The following is an 18,804-nucleotide window of genomic DNA, read 5'->3' as shown; positions in this document are numbered from 1 at the left end:
GTAACGGATGGGCAGCGGCTTCGCGATCAGCTTCGCCGATATCGAGGCGGCTGCGCAGACCATCGCAGGCCATGTGCTGAAGACGCCGCTGATGCCGGCGCCGCGCCTGTCGGCCCTGACCGGCGCGGTGGTCTTCGTCAAGCACGAGAACATGCAGGCGACCGCCTCCTTCAAGGAGCGCGGCGCAGTCAACAAGCTGCTGAGCCTCACGCAGGACGAGAGGCGTCGCGGCGTCATCGCCATGTCGGCCGGCAACCATGCCCAGGCCGTGGCCTATCATGCGCGGCGCTTCGGCATCCCGGCGACGATCGTCATGCCGGAGACGACGCCGCTGGTGAAGGTGGAGAATACGCGTGCCCATGGCGCCGAGGTCGTGCTGTTCGGCGAGACACTTTACGAGTCCACGCAGAGGGCGCGCGAGATCGCCGAGCAGAAAAGCCTCGTTTTCGTCCACCCCTATGACGACGCGGCTGTGATGGCCGGCCAGGGCACCGTCGCGCTGGAAATGCTGCGCGAGGTCCCCGAACTCGACACGCTGCTGACCCCGCTCGGTGGCGGCGGGCTGATGGCCGGCACCGCCATCGCGGCCAAGGCGCTGAAGCCGTCGATCGAGATGATCGGCGTCGAGGCGGCGCTCTATCCCTCCTTCCACAATGCCGTCGATGGCGCCGACCTGCCGATCGGCGGTGCGACGCTGGCCGAGGGCATCGCGGTCAAGACTGTCGGCGCGCAGACCCTGCCGGTGGTGAAGGCGTTGGTCTCCGACATCGTGCTGGTGAGCGAGGACCTGATCGAGCGCGCCGTCAATGCCTGCGCGACGCTGCAGCACACCCTCGCCGAAGGTGCGGGCGCCGCCGGCCTCGCGGCTATGCTGAAGGAACCGGAGCGCTATCGCGGCCGCAAGGTCGGCCTCGTGCTCTCGGGCGGCAATATCGATGCGCGCCTGCTCGCGGCGATCATGGTACGCGAGCTCGAGCGCGAGCAGCGCATCGCCGCATTCCGCCTCACCGCCAGCGACCGGCCAGGGCTGCTCGGCAAGGTCGCGAGCCTGTTCGGCACGCTCGGCGCCAACATCCTGGAGGTCAGCCATGGCCGGCTCTTCCTCGACGTTCCCGCCAAGGGCGTGATGCTCGACGTCACCATCGAGACTCGCGACGAGGCGCACACCGCCGCGATCGAAGAGGCGCTGCGCCAGGAAGGCTTCGCGCCGCGGCGGATTTACCCCCGCGGCCTTGCGGAACCGGCCGGCTGATCAAACATTATTGTCCGGTGGGCCATCCTGGCCCCTGAGCAATGAGGAATTCAACGTCGATGTCGAACCCGTCCTATCGCCAGCCGCCGATCGTCGCGCTGGAGGACCGGCCGCTGCAGGATACGCGCGGCGTGCTCGGGTCGCGCCTGTTCGCCTGGATCGGCGACGTCGTCGTGCTGTTCATCCTGGGCAGCATGGTCTGGTTTCTGCTCGCCATCCTCGGCATCGTCACCTTCGGCCTGACCTGGCTGCTGATGGGCGGCGCGACGATCGCGGTCGCGCTCGGCTATGCCGCCATCACCATCGGCGGGCGCAAGCAGGCGACGCTCGGCATGCGCATGGCCGGCCTGCGGGTCGAGACCGCCTCTGGCGGCCGACCCGATGCGCTGGCTGCCGCCGTGCACGCGCTCTTCTTCTATGTCGCGGCTGGCACGGTCGGCCTCTGGTTCCTCGATGTCGCCTGCGGGCTGGTGCGCGAGGACCGGCGCCTCGGCCACGACATCCTGACCGGGCTCGTGGTGGTGCGCGCCTGAGCCGATCTCAAAAGCGATAGCGCAGCAGCAGGCCGATGCGGGCCAGCGGCGGGATCAACGAGAAGAACTGCATCGTAAAGCGTGCCGGCCACGACATGCGAGCGATCTGGGCGGGATCGTAACCATCAGGGTCATAGGCCGTCATTTCGGTCACCAGCTCCAGTCCCGGCACCTGCCGCTCGAGTTCGCAGGGATCGTCGAGCGACCAGCGCAGCGCCGCGCCGGTCGCCTTGATCGAGGGCTGCATCGCGATCAGCTTGAGGCCGAACGGACTATAGGCGTCGAAGACGATCTCCCCGCTCGGGGAGCGCTGAACCAGCCGCTCCAGCAGCAATGGCACCTCTTCTTCGGGCAGATAGAGCAAAAGCCCCTCGGCCACGATCATCGTCGGGCGATCCCGCGGCAGCCCGGCGATCCAGCCTGGCTCCGTCACCGACGAGCCGATCAGATGATAGCCGTCGCGCGCCGGGTAGAGCTTTTGCCTGAGCGCGATGACATCCGGATAGTCGATGTCGTACCAATCGACACCGGCCGGCGGATCGATCCGGAAGACGCGGCTGTCGAGCCCGCAGCCGAGATGCAGCACCAGAGCTTCGGGGTGCCTGCCGAGAAAATCGCGTGTCCAGCCATCGAGCGCATGAGCACGCATGGCGAGGCCGACCATCAGGTCGCGGTTGACCTTGAGCCTGGCGAAATCATAGTCGATCCGAGTTGCAGCCTCGGCGGCGAAACGATCCTTGAGCAGGGAATCGGGCAGCAGGCTCTCGCCGGCCTTGGCCCAGAGCGTGATCAGCAGGGTTTCCTTCTCGCGGGTCAGCGCGACCGTCTCGGCCTGCATCGCATCACCCTGCCCCGGGAGCGTCCCGGCCTCGTCTCGCGCTCAGACTAGCATCGGCGCGCGGGTTATCCCATGCGGTGCGACCGCCGCAGGCTTGCCGCTTGTTGCCGCCGCACCGGCTGCTAAACTCAGGTTCAATGCGGCGGTTCCGGAGCCTGCCTGACGTGACACGTCCCTTGCGGGATGCCCCGCAATTCTACCTGACCTCGCCGACGCCCTGCCCCTACTTGCCGGGCCGCGAGGAGCGCAAGGTGTTCACCCATCTCGTCGGGGCGCGGGCGCGCGACCTCAACGACGTGCTCTCGCAAGGCGGCTTCCGGCGCTCGCAGAGCATCGCCTATCGGCCGGCCTGCGAGACCTGCCGGGCCTGCATCTCGGTCAGGATCGTCGTCGCCGACTTCCGGCCTTCGCGCACCTTCCGCAAGATCCTCTCTCATAACAGCGACCTGATCGGCGAGGCGCTGCCGCCGCAGCCGCGCTCGGAGCATTATTCGCTGTTCCGCGGCTATCTCGACGACCGCCATCCCGATGGCGGGATGGCGACGATGTCGGCGCTCGACTTCGCCATGATGGTCGAGGATACCCATGTCGAGACCAGCCTGATCGAATACCGCCGGCGCAGTCCTGACAGCGGCTTCACTGGACGAGGCCAGGGCGACCTCTTCGCCTTCGCTTTGACCGACCGGCTGAGCGACGGGCTCTCCATGGTCTATTCGGTCTATGACCCCGCCCTCGAAGCGCGATCGCTCGGCACCTTCATGGTGCTGGAGCATGTCGAGCGCGCCCGCAAGCTCGGCCTGCCTTACGTCTATCTCGGCTACTGGGTCGAGGGCTCGCCGAAAATGGCCTACAAGGCCCGCTTCCTGCCGCAGGAGCGGCTGATGCCGCAGGGCTGGGAGCGCGTGGGCTGACGGGTCGGCGCGTCATTCTCGGGCGAAGCGAAGCGCAGACCCGAGAATCTCAGGACGAGAAGGCGCTGACAGGAGCCCCCTCTGGCATGAGATGCTCAGGTCAAGCCCGAGCATGACGAGAATCGCGATTTAAATCGTTTAATGCGCGCGGCTGCGCTGCAAAATCCGCACTTGCCTGCTGAGCCCCCGCTGCGCAAGGTGCCCGCAAGGCCGCCGAAACGGCCGCACCGGAGGAACCATGACGGATACGCTGACCGAGCGCCTCGAACGCTGCTACACCGGCATCATCCACGATACGATGCGCGCCATGGGGCTGAAGGACTTCACCCTGCCGCCGGCGCTGCGCCCACTGCTGCCCGGCGTGAAGCTCGCCGGCCCGGCCTTCACCGTCGAGGGCAAGACCGGCGAGTTCGATGCGCACGAGACCTTGCTCGGCTGGACCGGACTGCTCTCCGCCGCCAAGCCCGGCCATGTCTGGGTCTGCCAGCCCAATACCGAAGAGGTCGCGCTGATGGGCGAGCTCTCGGCCGAGACGCTGAAGAACAAGGGCGTGCGCGGCTGCGTCATCGACGGCCTGTCGCGTGATACCGAATTCATGGTCGAGATGGGCTTCCAGGCCTATTTCAAGGCCTATACCCCGCGCGATATCGTCGGTGTCTGGCTGCCCAAGGCGGTCGACGAGCCGATCAAGATCGGCGACGTCTGGATCCGGCCCGGCGACTACATCCTCGCCGACCGCGACGGCGTCGTCCGCATCCCCCTGGAGATCATCGAGGAAGTGCTGGAGAAGTCCGAGACCGCGATCTCCGCCGAGAACAAGGTCCGCACCGCGATCCTCGCCGGCACCGACCCGCAGCAGGCCTATCTGCAGTTCGGCAAGTTCTGATGTCCCAGCACGATCCCCGCCTGATCCTGCTCGACCCGCGCGACAACGTCTTCGTCGCGCGCAGCCGTCTGCCGGCGGGCGAGCCGATCGAGACCGGCACGGGCCCGGCGGTGATCGACCGCGACATCGCGCTCGCCCACAAGATCGCCCGGCGCGCCATCGCGCCCGGCGAGAAGATCCTGAAATACGGCGCGCCGATCGGGGTGGCGACAAAGGCGATCGCTGCGGGTCACCATGTCCATGTCCAGAACATGAAGAGCGACTACACGCCGACCTATCACCTCGAGGACGAGCGCAAGGCGGGAGCGACGCAATGAGCGGACTGCAAGGCTATCTCCGCAGCGACGGCCGCAAGGGCATCCGCAACGTCGTCGCCGTCGCCTATCTGGTCGAATGCGCCCACCATGTCGCGCGCGAGATCGCCCTGCCCTGGCGCGAGCACGAGGTCCACGCCATCGGCTTCCCGGGCTGCTATCCCAACCCCTACGCCGAGAAGATGATGGAGCAGCTCTGCACCCATCCCAATGTCGGGGCGGTGCTGCTGGTCTCGCTCGGCTGCGAAAGCTTCAATAAATATGCGCTGGAGCGGGCGGTGCGCGCCACCGGCCGGCCGGTGAAGACCATCGTGATCCAGGGCACCGGCGGCACCCGCGGCTGGGTCGAGGAACAGCGCATCGCGCTCGACGCCGCCGAGACCGTGCCGATGCAGGTCAGCGAACTGGTGATCGGCACCGTCTGCGGCGGCTCCGACGGCACTTCCGGCATCACCGGCAACCCGGCGGCGGGCCGCGCCTTCGACCAACTCATCGCCGAGGGCGCCGCCTGCATCTTCGAGGAGACCGGCGAGTTGATCGGCTGCGAGCACATCATGGCGGCACGCGCGATCACGCCCGAGCTCGGCGTCGAGCTGGAGAAATCTGTGGCCAAGGCGGCCCGCTACTATGCGACGCTCGGCTACGGCTCCTTCGCCGCCGGGAATGCCGAGGGCGGGCTCTCGACCATCGAGGAGAAATCGATGGGCGCCTATGCCAAGTCGGGGGCGTCGCCGATCTCCGGGCTTCTGAAGCCAGGCGACGTGCCGCCGCGCGGCGGGCTCTATCTGCTCGACGTGGTGCCGGATGGCGAGGTCCGCTTCGGCTTCCCCAACATCAACGACAACGCCGAGATCGCAGAGCTGATCGCCTGCGGCGCGCATTGCGTGCTTTTCGTCACCGGACGCGGCTCGGTCGTCGGCTCGGCGATCTCGCCGGTCGTCAAGATCTGCGCCAATCCGGAGACCTATCGCCGGATGAGCGACGATATGGACGTCGATGCGGGCCGTATCCTCGAGGGCCGAGCCAGCCTCGACGAGGTCGGCACGGAGATCCGCGACCTCGTCGTCTCGCTGGCGCAGGGCGGGCGAACCAAGTCGGAAGAGCTCGGCCACCAGGAGTTCATCCTGACCTACAAGAGTTTCGAACCGCTCGGCCCGGCCTGCCTGCCGGCGGCATAAGCCAAGTTGCCTTGCAGCCATCCTTGCCCCCTCCCTGAGCCCGGAACTAACCTTGAGCCACCGGGGACGGGCAGGATCGAGATCACGGCGCTCGCGTCACCGCGCTTCTCGAACAATGCGCTGATCGATCTTGGGCTGGCGATGCCGAACTCGACCAGCCAGGGCCGCACCCTGCCCAACGGCATCATCGGCCCGTTGCCCATGGCGGCGCTGGAGCGCGCCATCATCGCGCAAAGCGCCCTCAACCGGCGCGCCGACGCCAACAAGGCACGCAGGCACGATGCCGCCGTTCGCTAGATCGACGCTCCTGGCCTCATCGGCCCGGGATCACCGGGACGCCCGATATCAGCAGGAGTAGCCATGGTTGTCGCAATCGCTCCCGGCACCGCCACGATCACCGCCAACAAGGGCTTCCTGGTGACCTACAAGCTCGGCGACCACCGCAACAATCCGTTTCCCCTGCGTCAGACCAATGGCGTGACGCATTCACCGAACGTCCTGCACACGGCGCGGCGGGACGACGGCTTCATCGCCTATTTCGTCGCCAGGGAACGCGGCACGACGGTGCATCATCTGGCACGGATCGGCTGGCACATCATCTGGCATGGCATGCTGGGCTGGGCCACACCGACCGCCAAGCCGACAGTCGCCATGGTAACGTCGCACATCGATATCGGCTAGCCGACCACCGACGCGGTAGACAACACCGCTCTCCCGAAATCAGCCAAGATCGCCAAGAACCCGCAGTGGCCGACCTGCGACGAGTGGGACGGCACCGCCTTCGATTGGGGCTATGGGTCGGGCGCGCGCGAGCCGGTGCGGGTTGAATCGACCGCGCGCACCGGCAACCTGCCGAGCGGCCTCCTCCCGGCGCCGTAGATCGTCACGCGGCCGGCGCAGTCCAGCTGGTCGTCCAGGTCTCGCTGAGCGTCGCCCTGGGCGTGCGCAGGAAGATGCGCAGATCGGTGCTCTCGCCGGGCCGGAGCGTGACATCGACGATGACGCGGAAGCCTTTCGCCGCGAAGTTCGGATCGATGGTCGCCCGGGCGACCGTGCCGGTCGACACCGTCGCGACCACGGAGACGCGCTTGGGGTCGGACAGATAGTATTCGAGATCGCCGGCGTTGAAGTCGACAATGAAGCGCCGCTTCGCCAGCCCTGCGGCCGCGTCGAGCTCCTCGCGAGCGGCGATGCTGCTCTGGACTTGCGCCATTGCGTGCAGGGTCTCGGTCGTCGACACCGTGGTGATGCGATAGCTCAGCTCGGTCGGCTGGCCGCTCGGCAACGGCGTCTTCGGCGTCCAGCAACAGACGATGTTGTCGAACTCCTCGCCCTGGGTCGGGATCTCGATCAGGTCGACGCGGCCCTCGCCCCAGTCGCCCGACGGCTCGACCCAGTAGCCGGGGCGGGCGTGGTAATGCGCCTCCAGGTCCTGGTAGTGGCCGAATTCGCGGTCGCGCTGGATCAGGCCGAAGCCGCGCGGGTTGCGATCGTGGAAGGATGAGATCGTCAGCGCCTGCGGATTGCGGATCGGCCGCCAGATCCATTCGCCCGCACCGGTCTTCAGCATCAGCCCGTCGGAATCGTGGACCTCGGGCCGGAAATCGGTGCGTTGCTCCCGGTCGCCCTCGCCGGCGAGGAACATCGAGGTCAGTGGCGCGATACCGATGCGCTCGATCGTCCGGCGCGGCACGATCGTCGCCGTGACGGCGACGCTGGTCTGCTGACCGGGGGTGACGACATAGCGGAAGGCACCGCTGACGGAAGGCGAATCCAGTAAAGCGTAGATGACGAGATCGACGCTGTCGGGCTGCGGCTTATCCAGCCAGAGCGCGCGGAAGAACGGAAACTCCTCGGCCCGCTCGCCACCGACATCGAGGGCGAGCGAGCGAGCAGAGAGACCATAGCGGTGGCCGCGTCCCAGGAAGCGGAAATAGCTGGCGCCAAGGAACGAGATAACCTCGTCCTGCACTTTCAGATCATTCAGCGTCGTGGTGACGGCGAAGCCGGCGAAGCCGAGCGAGACCGGCAGCTTCTGCGGAACCTGGGCCTTGCCATACTCGAACAGCGCCATGTTGAACGGCAGCGGAATCGCATTGCCGTCGCTGATCACATGGATCGGTACAGGCTTGTCGTGCAGGAAGCCGAGGTGGAATAGGTGAAGGCGGTAGTCAGAGCCGCCATCCTGCCAGAGCGCCTTCTCGCGCCGGAACCTGATCTCGCGATAGCTGTCATAAGTCAGCGATGTCAGCGCATCGGGAACGGCGGGGGCGCTGGTGTCGAACGGACGGCCCGCGAGCTCGCGGGCCTGGCGGACGACATCCTCATAGCCGAAATTGCCACGCCGTGGCTCGACAGGCGGCGAAGCGGCCGGCGGGCGGCCATCCTGGGAGCGGAGGGGCGTGGCGAGCCCGATCGAGCCCAAGGCAGCCAGCAACGTCCGGCGCGACAACCCAGTTACTGCATCGCCCGAGCCATCGACGAGTAAACGCCTGTGCGCGTCAAATCGGCTTGTCATCATGCTCCGCATCGTGGGCGTGTCGATGGCCGCAGAAGGACGGCAACCTGCCAACGTGAGCCGGGCGAGGATGTTCCGCCCGTGACGACCAAGGCCATATATCTTTGGTTGTATAAATATAAAACTGCAATCTAAAGATTGCCCTTTTGACCCTTAAATACTGGCGATTCTTCGGCCGGCTTAAGACTAAATCAAATGGCGCTGGGTAAAGTCTGGCAGGTCCCGCAAACGTGATACTTCGCCGGAAGCCACGCCGATGCTCAACACTCTGACCCGCATGCCCGCGGACATGTCGTCGGACTCCCGACGCAAGCTGCTCAATGCGGTGACGGATTTGTTCCTGCTCGATGCCGACCCGAGCGAGGAATCGAAGGATCACTACGGCGACATCGCGCTGCGCTCGTTGCCGCATCTCGATGCCGACGGCCGCCGCGAATACGCTGACTCGGTTGCCGCGACCGGAACGCTGCCGCGGCAGGTGGCGGTGACGCTGGCTAACGATGCGGATGCCGACGTGGCGCGGCTGGTGCTCAAGCTCTCCCCGGTCCTGACCGACACCGACCTGGCAGCCATCGCCGTCAGCCAGACGCAAACCCATCTCGCGGCGATCGCAGAACGCGCCCGCCTGTCCGAAGGCGTGACCGATATCCTGGTCGAGCGCGGCGACACGACGGTGCTGCGCACGGTCTCCGGCAATGAAGGGGCGCAATTCTCCGACCACGGCTTCGACCGGCTGCTGCAACGCGGCGGCGACGATGCGGGCGTAGGCGAAGCACTCTCACGCCGCTCCGACCTGTCGCCGCAGCGGGCCCAGCGCGTGCTGCGCATCGTGGAGCAGATCTCCGACCAGTCCGAGCGCAACGAGGAAACCGAGACTCTCGCGAAGCAGGCGCGCCAGCAAAGGCTCGAGGTCAAGCTGCTGCTCTCGGACCTGCGCGCGAAGACCCGCACGCTCGACGACGTCGTCACTATGCTGGCGGAGGAGGATCGCGCCTTCCACCTCGCCCAGGTGATCGCGACCAGCGCCGAGGTCACCAACGAGCAGGCGCTGCGTGTGCTGATGCAGCGCGACGTCAGCGGCATCGCCGTGCTGGCGCGCATACTGGAACTCGGCAAGCACAGCTTTCACGCCATTCTGGAGCTGCGCGCACGACGCCTCTATTTCAAGGCCAAGGACATCGAGGACGATCTCAAGGACTATGAGCAGCTCGACATGGCTACCGCCGAACGGACGATGCGGTTCTTGCGTCTCAAAACCAAGCTGAGCTGACGACCTGGTGTCGCGCCACAAAAGCGCGACAATCCCACCTTCACCTGCTATGCCATGAGCATGATCCCGGTCATCGGCACCGCACGCATGAAGCTACTTTCAGCCGGCGCAGCCCTGGCCGCGCTGCTCGCGACCGGCGCCCCGGCGCAGGCGCAAGCGTTCCTGCCGCTCTCCGGCTTCGGCGTCCTGCCCTCCTTCGCCTGGTCGCAGCCGACCCTGTCGCCCGGCGGCGTCAAATGGGAAGGCTCCTATGCCCGCATCTCCAGCGGCTTCCAGGTCACCAGTTCGAAGCATTACGGGACGTCCGCCGGACCGGTGATCGGGCTGGAAGCCGGCAAGATGTGGCGCGACGGCGACTTCGTCTACGGCATCGCCGGAGCGCTCGAATTCTCGCCCGCCTTCGGCGGCTACGCCAATCCCGGCTTCAACCGCGCAACTTATACCCGCGACATCGCCGGCGCGTTCCAGGTCAAGGCCGGCGTGTTCGCGACACCGGACGTGCTGCTCTACACCAAGGTCGGCCTGGCGGCAGCCAACGAGACCTTCCGCTATGGCGCGACCTCGTTCTCGGCGCCGTTCTCGCGCTCCGACATCGCCGTCAGGCCGGAGGCGCGCGCCGGCGTCGAATGGGCGGTCACCGACAAGATAACGCTCGGACTCGAAGTCGGCGTCGTCGGACCGGCGATGCGCTGAGGATGCGATTCAAGACGCTGGCGAGTTGATTCAAGCTGTCGCCCTAAGCCTTTGAAGTACCGTCATTCTCGGACCAAGCGAAGCGCTGCCGCGGGAATCTCGTGACGGTACGGCCAAGGCAGCCGCTTCAGGCCTGAGATGCTCGGGTCAAGCCCGAGCATGACGTCCTGCATCAGCCCCCGAACTTGTTGTTCTTCGGGAAGCCCTTGGGCGGCAGGCGGCCTGCCTCGGCGCGGTGGCCGAGCCATTCGAGCAATTCGGCCTGCGCCACCGTCCAGGTCCGACCGGAGGTGTCGAGCCAGGTGAGCCCATCCTCCAGCTTGAACACCTTGGCGTCCGACAGGCCGCCATCCTTGTAGCGCTGCAGCCTGACACCCTTGCCGCGCCCCATCTCCGCTACCTCGGAGAGCGGGAAGCAGAGCAGCTTGCGGTTCTGGCCGATGATCGCGACATGGTCGCCTTCGGCCGGCACCGCCAGCATCGCCTCCATCGGCGCCTCGACGTTCAGCACCTGCTTGCCCTTGCGGGTGTTGGCGACGACGTCGTCGGTCGGAACGACGAAGCCGCGCCCCTCGGTCGTCGCGACCAGCAGTTTCAAGCCCGCCCGGTAGGGGAACGCGGCGACGATCTCGGCGCTCTCCTCAAGCTCGATCATCAGCCGGATCGGATCGCCGAAGCCACGCCCACCGGGCAGCTTCGAGGCTTCCAGCGTGAAGACCTTGCCGTTGGTCGCCATCACCAGGATCTTGGATGTCGTCTCGCTGAAGAAGGCGGTGCGCAGACCGTCGTCCCCCTTGAAGGACAGGGTCGAGAGGTCCTGGACATGGCCCTTCAGCGCCCGGATCCAGCCCTTCTTCGAGATCACCACCGTCACCGGCTCGCGCTCGACCATGGCCTGGGTCAGGTCGATATCGGTGGTGTCCGGCATGTCGGCGAAAGTGGTGCGGCGCTTGCCGATCGCCGTCTCCGGGCCGAACAGCTTCTTCACCTCGCGGATGTCCCAGGAGATCGTCTTCCACTGCTGGGCTTCGGAGGCGAGCAGCCCCTCGATCTGGCCCTTCTCCTGGGTCAGCTCGTCGAACTCGGTCTTGAGCTGCATCTCCTCCAGCTTGCGCAAGGCGCGCAGGCGGGTGTCGAGGATGGCATTGGCCTGGACCTCGTTGAGCGCGAAGACCTTCATCAGCTCGATCTTGGGCTCGTCCTCCTCGCGGATGATTTTGATCACCCGGTCGAGATCGAGATAGACGATCAGGAGGCCTGCGAGGATCTCAAGGCGCTTGTCGATCTGGCCGAGACGGAAGCGCGAGCGCCGCTGCAAGACCTCGCGGCGATGGTCGAGCCAGGCCCGCAACGCTTCAGCCAGGCTGAGCACGCGCGGCACGACGCCGCCTGTCAGCACGTTCATGTTCATCGGAATGCGCGATTCCAGCTCGGAGAGCCTGAACAGCGATTCCATCATCAGGTTGGCGTCGACATTGCGGGCGCGCGGCTCGATGACGACGCGGATGTCCTCGGCCGACTCGTCGCGCAGGTCCGCGACCAGCGGCAGCTTCCGGTCGCCCAGCAATTCGGCGATCTTCTCGATCAGCCGGCCCTTCTGGACCCCGTAGGGGATCTCGGTGACGACGACGAACCAGGTGCCGCGCCCCTGGTCCTCGACATGCCAGCGCGCCCGCGTGCGGAAGCCGCCGCGGCCGGTGCGATAGGTCTCGGCCATCGACGAGCGCGTCTCGACGATGATGCCGCCGGTCGGGAAATCCGGCCCGGGCACGAAGGTCATCAACTGCTCGGACGTGGTGTCCGGATGCTGGATCAGATAGAGCGCCGCGTCGCAGAGCTCGGCGGCGTTGTGTGGCGGGATCGAGGTCGCCATGCCGACCGCGATGCCCTGCGAGCCGTTGGCGAGCAGGTTCGGGAAGGCGGCCGGGAGCACCATCGGCTCCTCGTCCTCGGCATTGTAGGTCGGACGGAAATCGACCGCGTCCTCCTCGATGCCGTCGAGCAGGAGGCGCGCGACCTCGGTCATGCGTGCTTCGGTATAGCGGTAGGCAGCGGCGTTATCGCCGTCGATATTGCCGAAATTGCCTTGCCCGTCGATCAGCGGGTAGCGCTGGGCGAAATCCTGGGCGAGGCGGACCAGCGCGTCATAGACCGACTGGTCACCATGCGGGTGAAAGCCGCCGATGACGTCGCCGACGATCTTGGCGCATTTGCGGTGGACGACGTCGGGGTTCAGGCGCAGCAGGCGCATCGCATAGAGAATGCGGCGATGGACCGGCTTCAGCCCGTCGCGCGCATCCGGCAGGGCGCGATGCATGATCGTGGAGAGCGCATAGGCGAGGTAGCGCTCCTCGAGCGCGCTCTTCAGATCGACGCGTTCGGCTTCCTCCTCCGGAGGCGGCTCGACGGGTTTGCCCATGCTTCTATCAACCTAGTTCGACACGCAGCCCAGAGAAGGGGCCAACACCGGTCCATACCTCGCGAGGCGAGGGAATAAGGGCCCGAATCACTTGATGCAACGATGCAGCCGGGATGCAAGCGACGCAAAGCGCCGCAGTCCGAAAACCAGCGGAAATCAGTGGATTTTCGCTGCCAGCTCCAGCAGGCGCGCCCGCTCGGGCGGCTCCTGCAGGCCGCGCGGCCCATAGAGGTCGCGGCGCAGGAAAAAGCCGGTCAGGGCGAAGCCGGCAGCGATCTCGGCCGGCGCCGGCCGGCGCGCCCCCTGTCCCTCGCTCAGGAATGTCGGCAAGGCGAGAAGCCGGTCGAGATAGGGCTCGGCCGCCTTGCGGCTGACCGCCTTGCCGGATTTCGGCGAGACATGGCTCAAGTCCTCACGCAGGCCGGTGACGGCGCAGCGTTCGAGCGAGAGCCCGTAGCCGAGCTCGGAGAGCATGGCGAGCTCGAAGCGCACCATCAGCGCCGGCGCGATCGCGATCTCGTCGAGATGGGCCAGCAGCACTGCCAGCCCCTCATAGAGGCCCGGATGCGGATCGCGCTCCGGCAGCAGCCGCAGCAGGCCCGCGACATTGGCGAGGCCATAGAGCGCGACCGGCTGCGCCATCAGCCTCGCCGCATGCGAGGTCAGGAGTTCGACCTTGTATTCGCCGAGATGCTCGTCGAGCCGCGCCCGCCAATTCAGCGAGACGAGATTGCCGGGCTGGAGCACCGGTTGCTGCTTGCTGGAGCGGCCACCGCGGACGAGGCCGAGATGGCGGCCATGGTCACGCGTCATCACCTCCAGGATCACGGCGCTCTCGCCATGACGCCTGACGCCGATGATCGTGCCCTCGTCGCTCCATTCCATGCAGCGGTGTTATGGTCCCACTCGTGCATAGGTCAAATGATGCGAGTCGTCCCGGGCGGAGCGAAGCGGAGACCCGGGGCCCATTCCGGAACCCCTTTCGGAAAAGCTCAGGAATGGATCCCGGATCGGCGCCGCTCCGCGGCTTGTCCGGGATGACTAATATTGTAAGGCGCTACGCCACGTACTGCGCGATGCCGCCGCCGAAGGACCAGTCCTCGCGCTTGACCTCGACGAGGTTGATGAAGATGTCGTCGGGCTTCAGGCCCGGCTCCTTCTGCAGGTTCTCGGCGATAGCGGCATAGAGCGCCTTCTTCTGGGTGACGCCACGGGTGTTGGCGACATTAAGCTGGATGATCACCAGGGCGTCGCTGCGGTTGAAGCCAAAAAAATTGTTGTCGAAGATGAACTCCTCGGCCTCGTGCTGGTGCACCACGGCAAAAAGGTCGTTCTCCGGCACCTCGAAGGTGGCGCGCAGGGCGCGATAGACGCCGTCGACGATGGCGGCGGGGTGCGAGGCCGGGCGACCGCGGCGCATCGAAATCCGGATCAGAGGCATGACAGGCTCCATGTGGCAGGGGCGGTCTTTGCCGCCGACACTTGGAAACTAGGCTTGAAATATTGATCTGAAAATCGTATTTTTGGTGATATCAATAATCGCGAATTCAGATTTATCATGAGCAACACACTCGACCTCGACGGCGTCGCCGCCTTCCTGCGCGCAGCGGAGTTCAGCAGCTTCACCCGCGCCGCCGAGGCGCTCGGCACGGCGCAATCGCTGGTCTCGACGCGCATCAAGAAGCTGGAGGAGGCGCTTGGCCAATTGCTGCTGCAGCGGCATCCGCGCCTCGTCCGGCTGACCGCCGAAGGTGAGCGCTTCCTGCCGGCGGCGCGTGACTTGATGGCGGCGCATGAGCGGGCGCTGACCTCGTTCCGGCAGGTCCAGGAGCGCATCAGCATCGGCATCAGCGAGCAGGCGGTGGGAGCCGACGCCCCTGCCCTGCTGGCGCGGCTGGCCCGCCACGACCCTTCTCTGGTGATCGGGCTGCGCATCGAGCCCTCGGCGGCGCTCGATACGGCGTTCGAGCGCGGCGAGCTCGATGTGGCGGTGATCCGCCGGCTGGGCTCGGGCCGCACCGGCGAGGTGCTGCGCCGTGACGCCTTCGGCTGGTTCGGCGCGCCCTCCCTGACGAAGCCCAACGGGCCCGTGCCGCTGGTCAGCCTGATGCCGGAATGCCGCCTGCGCCGCCATGCCATGGAGGCGCTCGACAGCGCCGGCCTGCCCTGGCGCGAAGCCTTCATCGGTGGCGGCATGGCGGCGGTGCTGGCGGCGGTCGAAGGCGGCCTCGGCGTCTCGCCGCTGGCCGCCCGGATCGCGCCGCGCGGGGCGATCGATCTGGGGCCGGACTGGGGGTTGCCGGCGCTCGACACCTTCGAGGTGGTGCTGCGCAGCAATGTCGCCACGCCCCGCGCCAACGCCTTCGTCAGGGAGCTCGCGGCGGCGTTCCGGGCGGGGTGATTCAGGCCGCGTGCGCAAGCACATAGGGTATGCGGGGGATCCCCTCTCGCGGATGGGAGAGGGGTAGGGGTGAGGGACCGCCGCGAATTATTGAAACTCAGCGGCGCCGCTGCGCCTTCTGCGGATAGGGTGGGCCCTCATCCCTGCCCTTCTCCCACACGGGAGAAGGGTTCCCCGCGCCCGTGATCCCACCCTCGCGTCAAGCAACCGCGGCTCGACGCAGAGCATGACGCCTTTCTCTACGCCACGACCCTCTCGACCCTGCTGATCACGCGCTTCTCGCGCAGTTCGCTGATGATCGCGCTGAGGTGCTTCAGGTCCCAGACCGTCAGGTCGATGGTGACGTCGGTGAAATCCGGCGTCGGGCGCACCATCGAGACCGCGTCGATATTGCCGTCATGCTCGGCGATGGTGGTGGTGATCTGGGCGAGCGATCCCGGCTCGTTGATCGAGTTGAGCTGGATGCGCGCCGGAAAGCGCTGCGGGCGCTTGTCGTCAAGGTCCCAGCGCACGTCGAGCCAGCGCTCCGGCTCGTTGTCGAAGGCGGCGAGCGAAGGCGACTGGATCGGATAGATCGTCACCGCCTCGCCCGGCGTCAGGATGCCGACGATGCGATCGCCCGGCACGGCGCCGCCGCCCGGCGCGAAACGGACCGGCAGGTCGCCGCCGAGGCCGCGGATCGGGATCGCGTCGCTGCCGGGCGTCTCGTTCGGCAGCTTGAACTTGAGGTTCTCGCCCTGGCGCAGTTCGAACCAGCCCTTGCCGGAGGGCTTGGCCTTGGCGTCGCCGGTGGCGCCGCGCTTCTCCGGTTCGAGATCGGGGTAGACCGCCCGCACCACGTCGCCGGAGAACATCTCGCCGCGCCCGACCGCCGCCAGCACGTCGTCGACCGCCGTGCGGGCGAGCCGCTTCAACGCCGCCTTGAGCTTGTCGTCGGAGAACGGGCGCTCGGCCCGCATGAAGGCGCGCTCCAGAATCTGGCGGCCGAGGCCGGCATATTGCCGGCGCACGGCGACACGGGTGGCGCGGCGGATGGCGGCCCGGGCCTTGCCGGTCACCACCAGCGATTCCCAGGCGGCGGGAGGCGCCTGCCCCTCGGCGCGAGTGATCTCGACCTCGTCGCCGTTCTGGAGTTCGGTCAGCAGCGGCGCGATCCGCCCATTGATCTTGGCGCCGACAGCCGTGTTGCCGACATCGGTGTGGACGGCATAGGCGAAGTCGATCGGGGTCGCGCCGCGCGGCAGGGCGATCAGGCGCCCCTTGGGCGTGAAGCAGAAGACCTGGTCGTGGAAGAGCTCGAGCTTGGTGTGCTCGAGGAACTCCTCGGGATTGTCGCCCTCGGCCAGGAGATCGACGGTGCGGCGCAGCCACTGATAGGCGCGGCTCTCATCGGCGGCGGCGACGACGCCGGCGGTGCGCCCGTCCTTGTAGCGGGCATGGGCGGCGATGCCGAACTCGGCGACGCGGTCCATCCCGTCGGTGCGGATCTGCAATTCGACGCGCTGGCGGCCGGGACCGACGACGGTGGTGTGCAGCGAGCGGTAGTCGTTCTGCTTCGGCGTCGAGATGTAGTCCTTGTAGCGGCCTGGCACCATCGGCCAGGTCATGTGGACGATGCCGAGCACGCGATAGCAGTCCTCCGGCTTGTCGACGATGACGCGGAAGCCGAAAATATCGGAGAGCTGCTCGAAGGAGACGGATTTGCGCTCCATCTTCTTCCAGATCGAATAGGGCCGCTTGCGCCGGCCATAGACCTGCGCCTCGATGCCGCGTTCGGCGAGCTTGGCCTTGAGATCGCTCTCGATCTCGCCGATGACCTTGCCCTCGCGCTGGGTCACCTCTTCCAGCCGCTTGGTGATGGTGGCGTGCGCTTCCGGCTTGATATGGCGGAAAGCGAGCTCCTCCAGCTCCTCGCGCAATTCCTGCATGCCCATGCGGCCGGCGAGCGGCGCATAGATCTCGATCGTCTCCTCGGCGACGCGCAGGCGCTTTTCCGGCGGCACGTAATGCAGCGTGCGCATGTTGTGCAGCCGGTCGGCGAGCTTGACCAGCAGCACCCGGATATCGTCGACGATGGCGAGCAGCAGCTTGCGGAAGTTCTCGCCCTGCGCCGCCTTCTTTGAGACGAGGTCGAGCTTCTTGATCTTGGTAAGACCGTCGACGAGGCGGCGGATATCGGGCCCAAACAGGGTCTCGATCTCCTCCAGCGTCGCTTCGGTGTCCTCGACGGTATCGTGCAGGACGGCGGCGACGATTGTGGCGTCGTCGAGCTTGAGCTCGGTGAGGATCGCCGCGACTTCGAGCGGATGGGCGAAGAACGGGTCGCCCGAGGCGCGCTTCTGCGTCCCATGCGCACGCATGGCGTAGACATAGGCGCGGTTGAGCAGCTCCTCGTCGGTGTTCGGGTTGTAGCGCTTGACCCGGTCGACAAGCTCATATTGCCGCATCATGCCCATGCGGGCGCAACTCCACCGCTCAACTCGATTGGATTCGCTTCAATATCGACGATCGCGGCAGGTCGCGGCAAGATCAATCCGTCCGGTACAGGCATGAAAAAGCCCGGCAGGGCCGGGCTTTAGCAAACGTCATAAACGCTTTCCGACAGTTCAATCTTCGTCGTCGGCGCTCTCGGTCGGCGGGACGAGCCCGTCGAGGCCGCGCAGCAGATCGTCTTCGCTCATCCGATCGAACTGGACTTCCGAATCGGGGGTGGCGACATGCGACTGCGAGGTCAGCAGCGGCACGGTGTCGGCCTCCGGCTCGTCGACCTCGACATGCTTCTGCAGCGAGTGGATCAGGTCTTCCTTGAGATCCTCGGGTGTGAGCTTCTCGTCGGCGATCTCGCGCAGGGCGACGACCGGGTTCTTGTCGTTGTCGCGCTGGACGAGGATCGAGGAGCCCGAGGCGATCATGCGGGCGCGGTGGCTCGCGAGGAGAACCAGCTCGAAGCGGTTCTCGACCTTGTCGATGCAGTCCTCAACGGTGACGCGAGCCATTCGCGGCTCCTTCTGATCGTGCGCGATGCGATGGAAAGGTTGAACGGCGCTCATACAGGTTGAAGCGGATGGATGCAAGAATTTCGCTGCTGCCATGCGAGCGCGTCGGTCATTGCTTGAATGGGGCTCTCCAACTGTCCTCGCCGGAGGTTTCGGTTTGACCAGTTCCTCCCGCCCCCGCAGCCTGTCCGGTCGGTGCTTTTGCGGCGCGGTGTCCTACAGCGTTACAGACGCCTTCGACTACGCCATGAACTGCCATTGTTCGCAGTGCCGCCGGACCACCGGAGCCGCCTTCAAACCATTCGCCGGCATTGCGAGGCGGGAGCTCGACGTCACGCAGGGCGTCGACGCCCTGCTGCGCTATGGCAGCGACGAAGCCCATGACGTTCACTGCGGGCGGTGTGGCTCGCTTCTGTATTCCGTGGTCCGCGAGGGTGCTTTCGTCCATGTCACCCTGGGCACGTTGACCGACGCACCCAGCATCAGGCCGACGGCGCACATCTTCGTCGCTTCCAAGGCACCGTGGTTCGAAATCACCGATGCCCTGCCGCAATATGCCGAGTTCCCCGGCGGCCCGCTCGTCTCATCCGGTTGA

Annotated in this window: 19 protein-coding genes; 12 read left to right on the top strand and 7 right to left on the bottom strand. The window is 66.4% G+C overall.

Annotation, left to right across the window (positions count from 1 at the left end; genetic code table 11):
* Positions 1-7: 7 nt before the first annotated feature.
* Both CXY91_RS20795 and CXY91_RS20790 read left to right on the top strand, forming a co-directional pair.
* Positions 8-1,252: a threonine ammonia-lyase gene (locus CXY91_RS20795; RefSeq protein WP_100963083.1), complete on the top strand. Its 1,245-nt coding sequence runs from the start codon at positions 8-10 to the stop codon at positions 1,250-1,252.
* A 59-nt stretch (positions 1,253-1,311) separates the two neighbouring features.
* On the top strand, positions 1,312-1,785 hold the full coding sequence (locus CXY91_RS20790) for an RDD family protein (protein WP_158673520.1): 474 nt from the start codon (positions 1,312-1,314) through the stop codon (positions 1,783-1,785).
* A 7-nt stretch (positions 1,786-1,792) separates the two neighbouring features.
* On the opposite strand, the gene CXY91_RS20785 is transcribed toward CXY91_RS20790, so the two are convergent.
* Positions 1,793-2,623, bottom strand: a complete 831-nt coding sequence (locus tag CXY91_RS20785) for a class I SAM-dependent methyltransferase (protein ID WP_100963082.1) — start codon at positions 2,621-2,623, stop codon at positions 1,793-1,795.
* Between the two features lie 164 nt (positions 2,624-2,787).
* Here CXY91_RS20785 and CXY91_RS20780 point away from each other — a divergent pair, with 164 nt between their 5' ends.
* The 6 genes from CXY91_RS20780 to CXY91_RS20760 all read left to right on the top strand — a co-directional run bounded on the left by CXY91_RS20780 (position 2,788) and on the right by CXY91_RS20760 (position 6,593).
* Entirely contained in the window at positions 2,788-3,534 is a 747-nt protein-coding gene (locus CXY91_RS20780; RefSeq protein WP_091830130.1) for an arginyltransferase, read from the top strand.
* A 238-nt stretch (positions 3,535-3,772) separates the two neighbouring features.
* The gene (locus CXY91_RS20775; RefSeq protein ID WP_091830132.1) at positions 3,773-4,420 is read left to right on the top strand and encodes an RraA family protein; all 648 of its coding nucleotides are present in this window, start codon (positions 3,773-3,775) and stop codon (positions 4,418-4,420) included.
* Positions 4,420-4,737: a UxaA family hydrolase gene (locus CXY91_RS20770; RefSeq protein ID WP_100963081.1), complete on the top strand. Its 318-nt coding sequence runs from the start codon at positions 4,420-4,422 to the stop codon at positions 4,735-4,737. The genes CXY91_RS20775 and CXY91_RS20770 overlap by 1 nt, the downstream gene beginning before the upstream one ends.
* Positions 4,734-5,912 (top strand): UxaA family hydrolase, encoded by a 1,179-nt coding sequence (locus tag CXY91_RS20765; RefSeq protein WP_100963080.1) that lies wholly within the window; start codon positions 4,734-4,736, stop codon positions 5,910-5,912. Before CXY91_RS20770 ends, CXY91_RS20765 begins: the two co-directional genes overlap by 4 nt.
* A gap of 141 nt (positions 5,913-6,053) precedes the next feature.
* On the top strand, positions 6,054-6,209 hold the full coding sequence (locus CXY91_RS30310; protein ID WP_158673519.1) for a hypothetical protein: 156 nt from the start codon (positions 6,054-6,056) through the stop codon (positions 6,207-6,209).
* Positions 6,210-6,272: 63 nt separating this feature from the next.
* Positions 6,273-6,593, top strand: coding sequence for a hypothetical protein (locus tag CXY91_RS20760; RefSeq protein ID WP_100963079.1), 321 nt, complete (start codon positions 6,273-6,275; stop codon positions 6,591-6,593).
* 202 nt (positions 6,594-6,795) lie between these two features.
* Here the strand turns inward: CXY91_RS20760 and CXY91_RS20755 are convergent, their stop codons facing one another.
* Positions 6,796-8,349, bottom strand: a complete 1,554-nt coding sequence (locus CXY91_RS20755; protein ID WP_248307575.1) for an OpgD/OpgG family glucan biosynthesis protein — start codon at positions 8,347-8,349, stop codon at positions 6,796-6,798.
* A gap of 337 nt (positions 8,350-8,686) precedes the next feature.
* Here CXY91_RS20755 and CXY91_RS20750 point away from each other — a divergent pair, with 337 nt between their 5' ends.
* Together CXY91_RS20750 and CXY91_RS20745 are read left to right on the top strand one after the other, a co-directional pair.
* Positions 8,687-9,700: a DUF2336 domain-containing protein gene (locus CXY91_RS20750; RefSeq protein ID WP_091830140.1), complete on the top strand. Its 1,014-nt coding sequence runs from the start codon at positions 8,687-8,689 to the stop codon at positions 9,698-9,700.
* An 87-nt stretch (positions 9,701-9,787) separates the two neighbouring features.
* Positions 9,788-10,393, top strand: coding sequence for an outer membrane protein (locus CXY91_RS20745; protein ID WP_158673518.1), 606 nt, complete (start codon positions 9,788-9,790; stop codon positions 10,391-10,393).
* A gap of 172 nt (positions 10,394-10,565) precedes the next feature.
* On the opposite strand, the gene parC is transcribed toward CXY91_RS20745, so the two are convergent.
* The 3 genes from parC to CXY91_RS20730 all read right to left on the bottom strand — a co-directional run bounded on the left by parC (position 10,566) and on the right by CXY91_RS20730 (position 14,253).
* Positions 10,566-12,812 carry a DNA topoisomerase IV subunit A gene (gene parC / locus CXY91_RS20740; protein ID WP_091830144.1) on the bottom strand — a complete coding sequence of 749 codons (2,247 nt, stop codon included), beginning with the start codon at positions 12,810-12,812 and terminating at the stop codon, positions 10,566-10,568.
* Between the two features lie 156 nt (positions 12,813-12,968).
* On the bottom strand, positions 12,969-13,697 hold the full coding sequence (recO, locus tag CXY91_RS20735) for a DNA repair protein RecO (RefSeq protein ID WP_100963077.1): 729 nt from the start codon (positions 13,695-13,697) through the stop codon (positions 12,969-12,971).
* 172 nt (positions 13,698-13,869) lie between these two features.
* Positions 13,870-14,253, bottom strand: coding sequence for a tautomerase family protein (locus CXY91_RS20730; protein WP_100963076.1), 384 nt, complete (start codon positions 14,251-14,253; stop codon positions 13,870-13,872).
* A 117-nt stretch (positions 14,254-14,370) separates the two neighbouring features.
* On the opposite strand from CXY91_RS20730, the gene CXY91_RS20725 reads away from it, so the two are divergent.
* Entirely contained in the window at positions 14,371-15,213 is an 843-nt protein-coding gene (locus CXY91_RS20725) for a LysR substrate-binding domain-containing protein (protein WP_100963075.1), read from the top strand.
* A 239-nt stretch (positions 15,214-15,452) separates the two neighbouring features.
* On the opposite strand, the gene CXY91_RS20720 is transcribed toward CXY91_RS20725, so the two are convergent.
* Complete coding sequence (locus CXY91_RS20720; RefSeq protein ID WP_091830622.1) at positions 15,453-17,663, bottom strand: RelA/SpoT family protein; 2,211 nt, start codon at positions 17,661-17,663, stop codon at positions 15,453-15,455.
* Between the two features lie 156 nt (positions 17,664-17,819).
* The gene (gene rpoZ, locus CXY91_RS20715; RefSeq protein ID WP_057192190.1) at positions 17,820-18,209 is read right to left on the bottom strand and encodes a DNA-directed RNA polymerase subunit omega; all 390 of its coding nucleotides are present in this window, start codon (positions 18,207-18,209) and stop codon (positions 17,820-17,822) included.
* A 157-nt stretch (positions 18,210-18,366) separates the two neighbouring features.
* Between rpoZ and CXY91_RS20710 the strand changes: the two genes are divergently transcribed.
* Positions 18,367-18,804, top strand: a complete 438-nt coding sequence (locus CXY91_RS20710) for a GFA family protein (protein WP_248307574.1) — start codon at positions 18,367-18,369, stop codon at positions 18,802-18,804.

This window comes from Allobosea sp. FBZP-16 (assembly GCF_002831785.1).
GTDB classification, from domain to species: Bacteria; Pseudomonadota; Alphaproteobacteria; order Rhizobiales; family Beijerinckiaceae; genus Allobosea; species Allobosea lupini.
The sequence above is the reverse complement of the archived record's forward strand: the minus strand, read 5'-3'. Positions and strand labels throughout refer to the sequence as shown.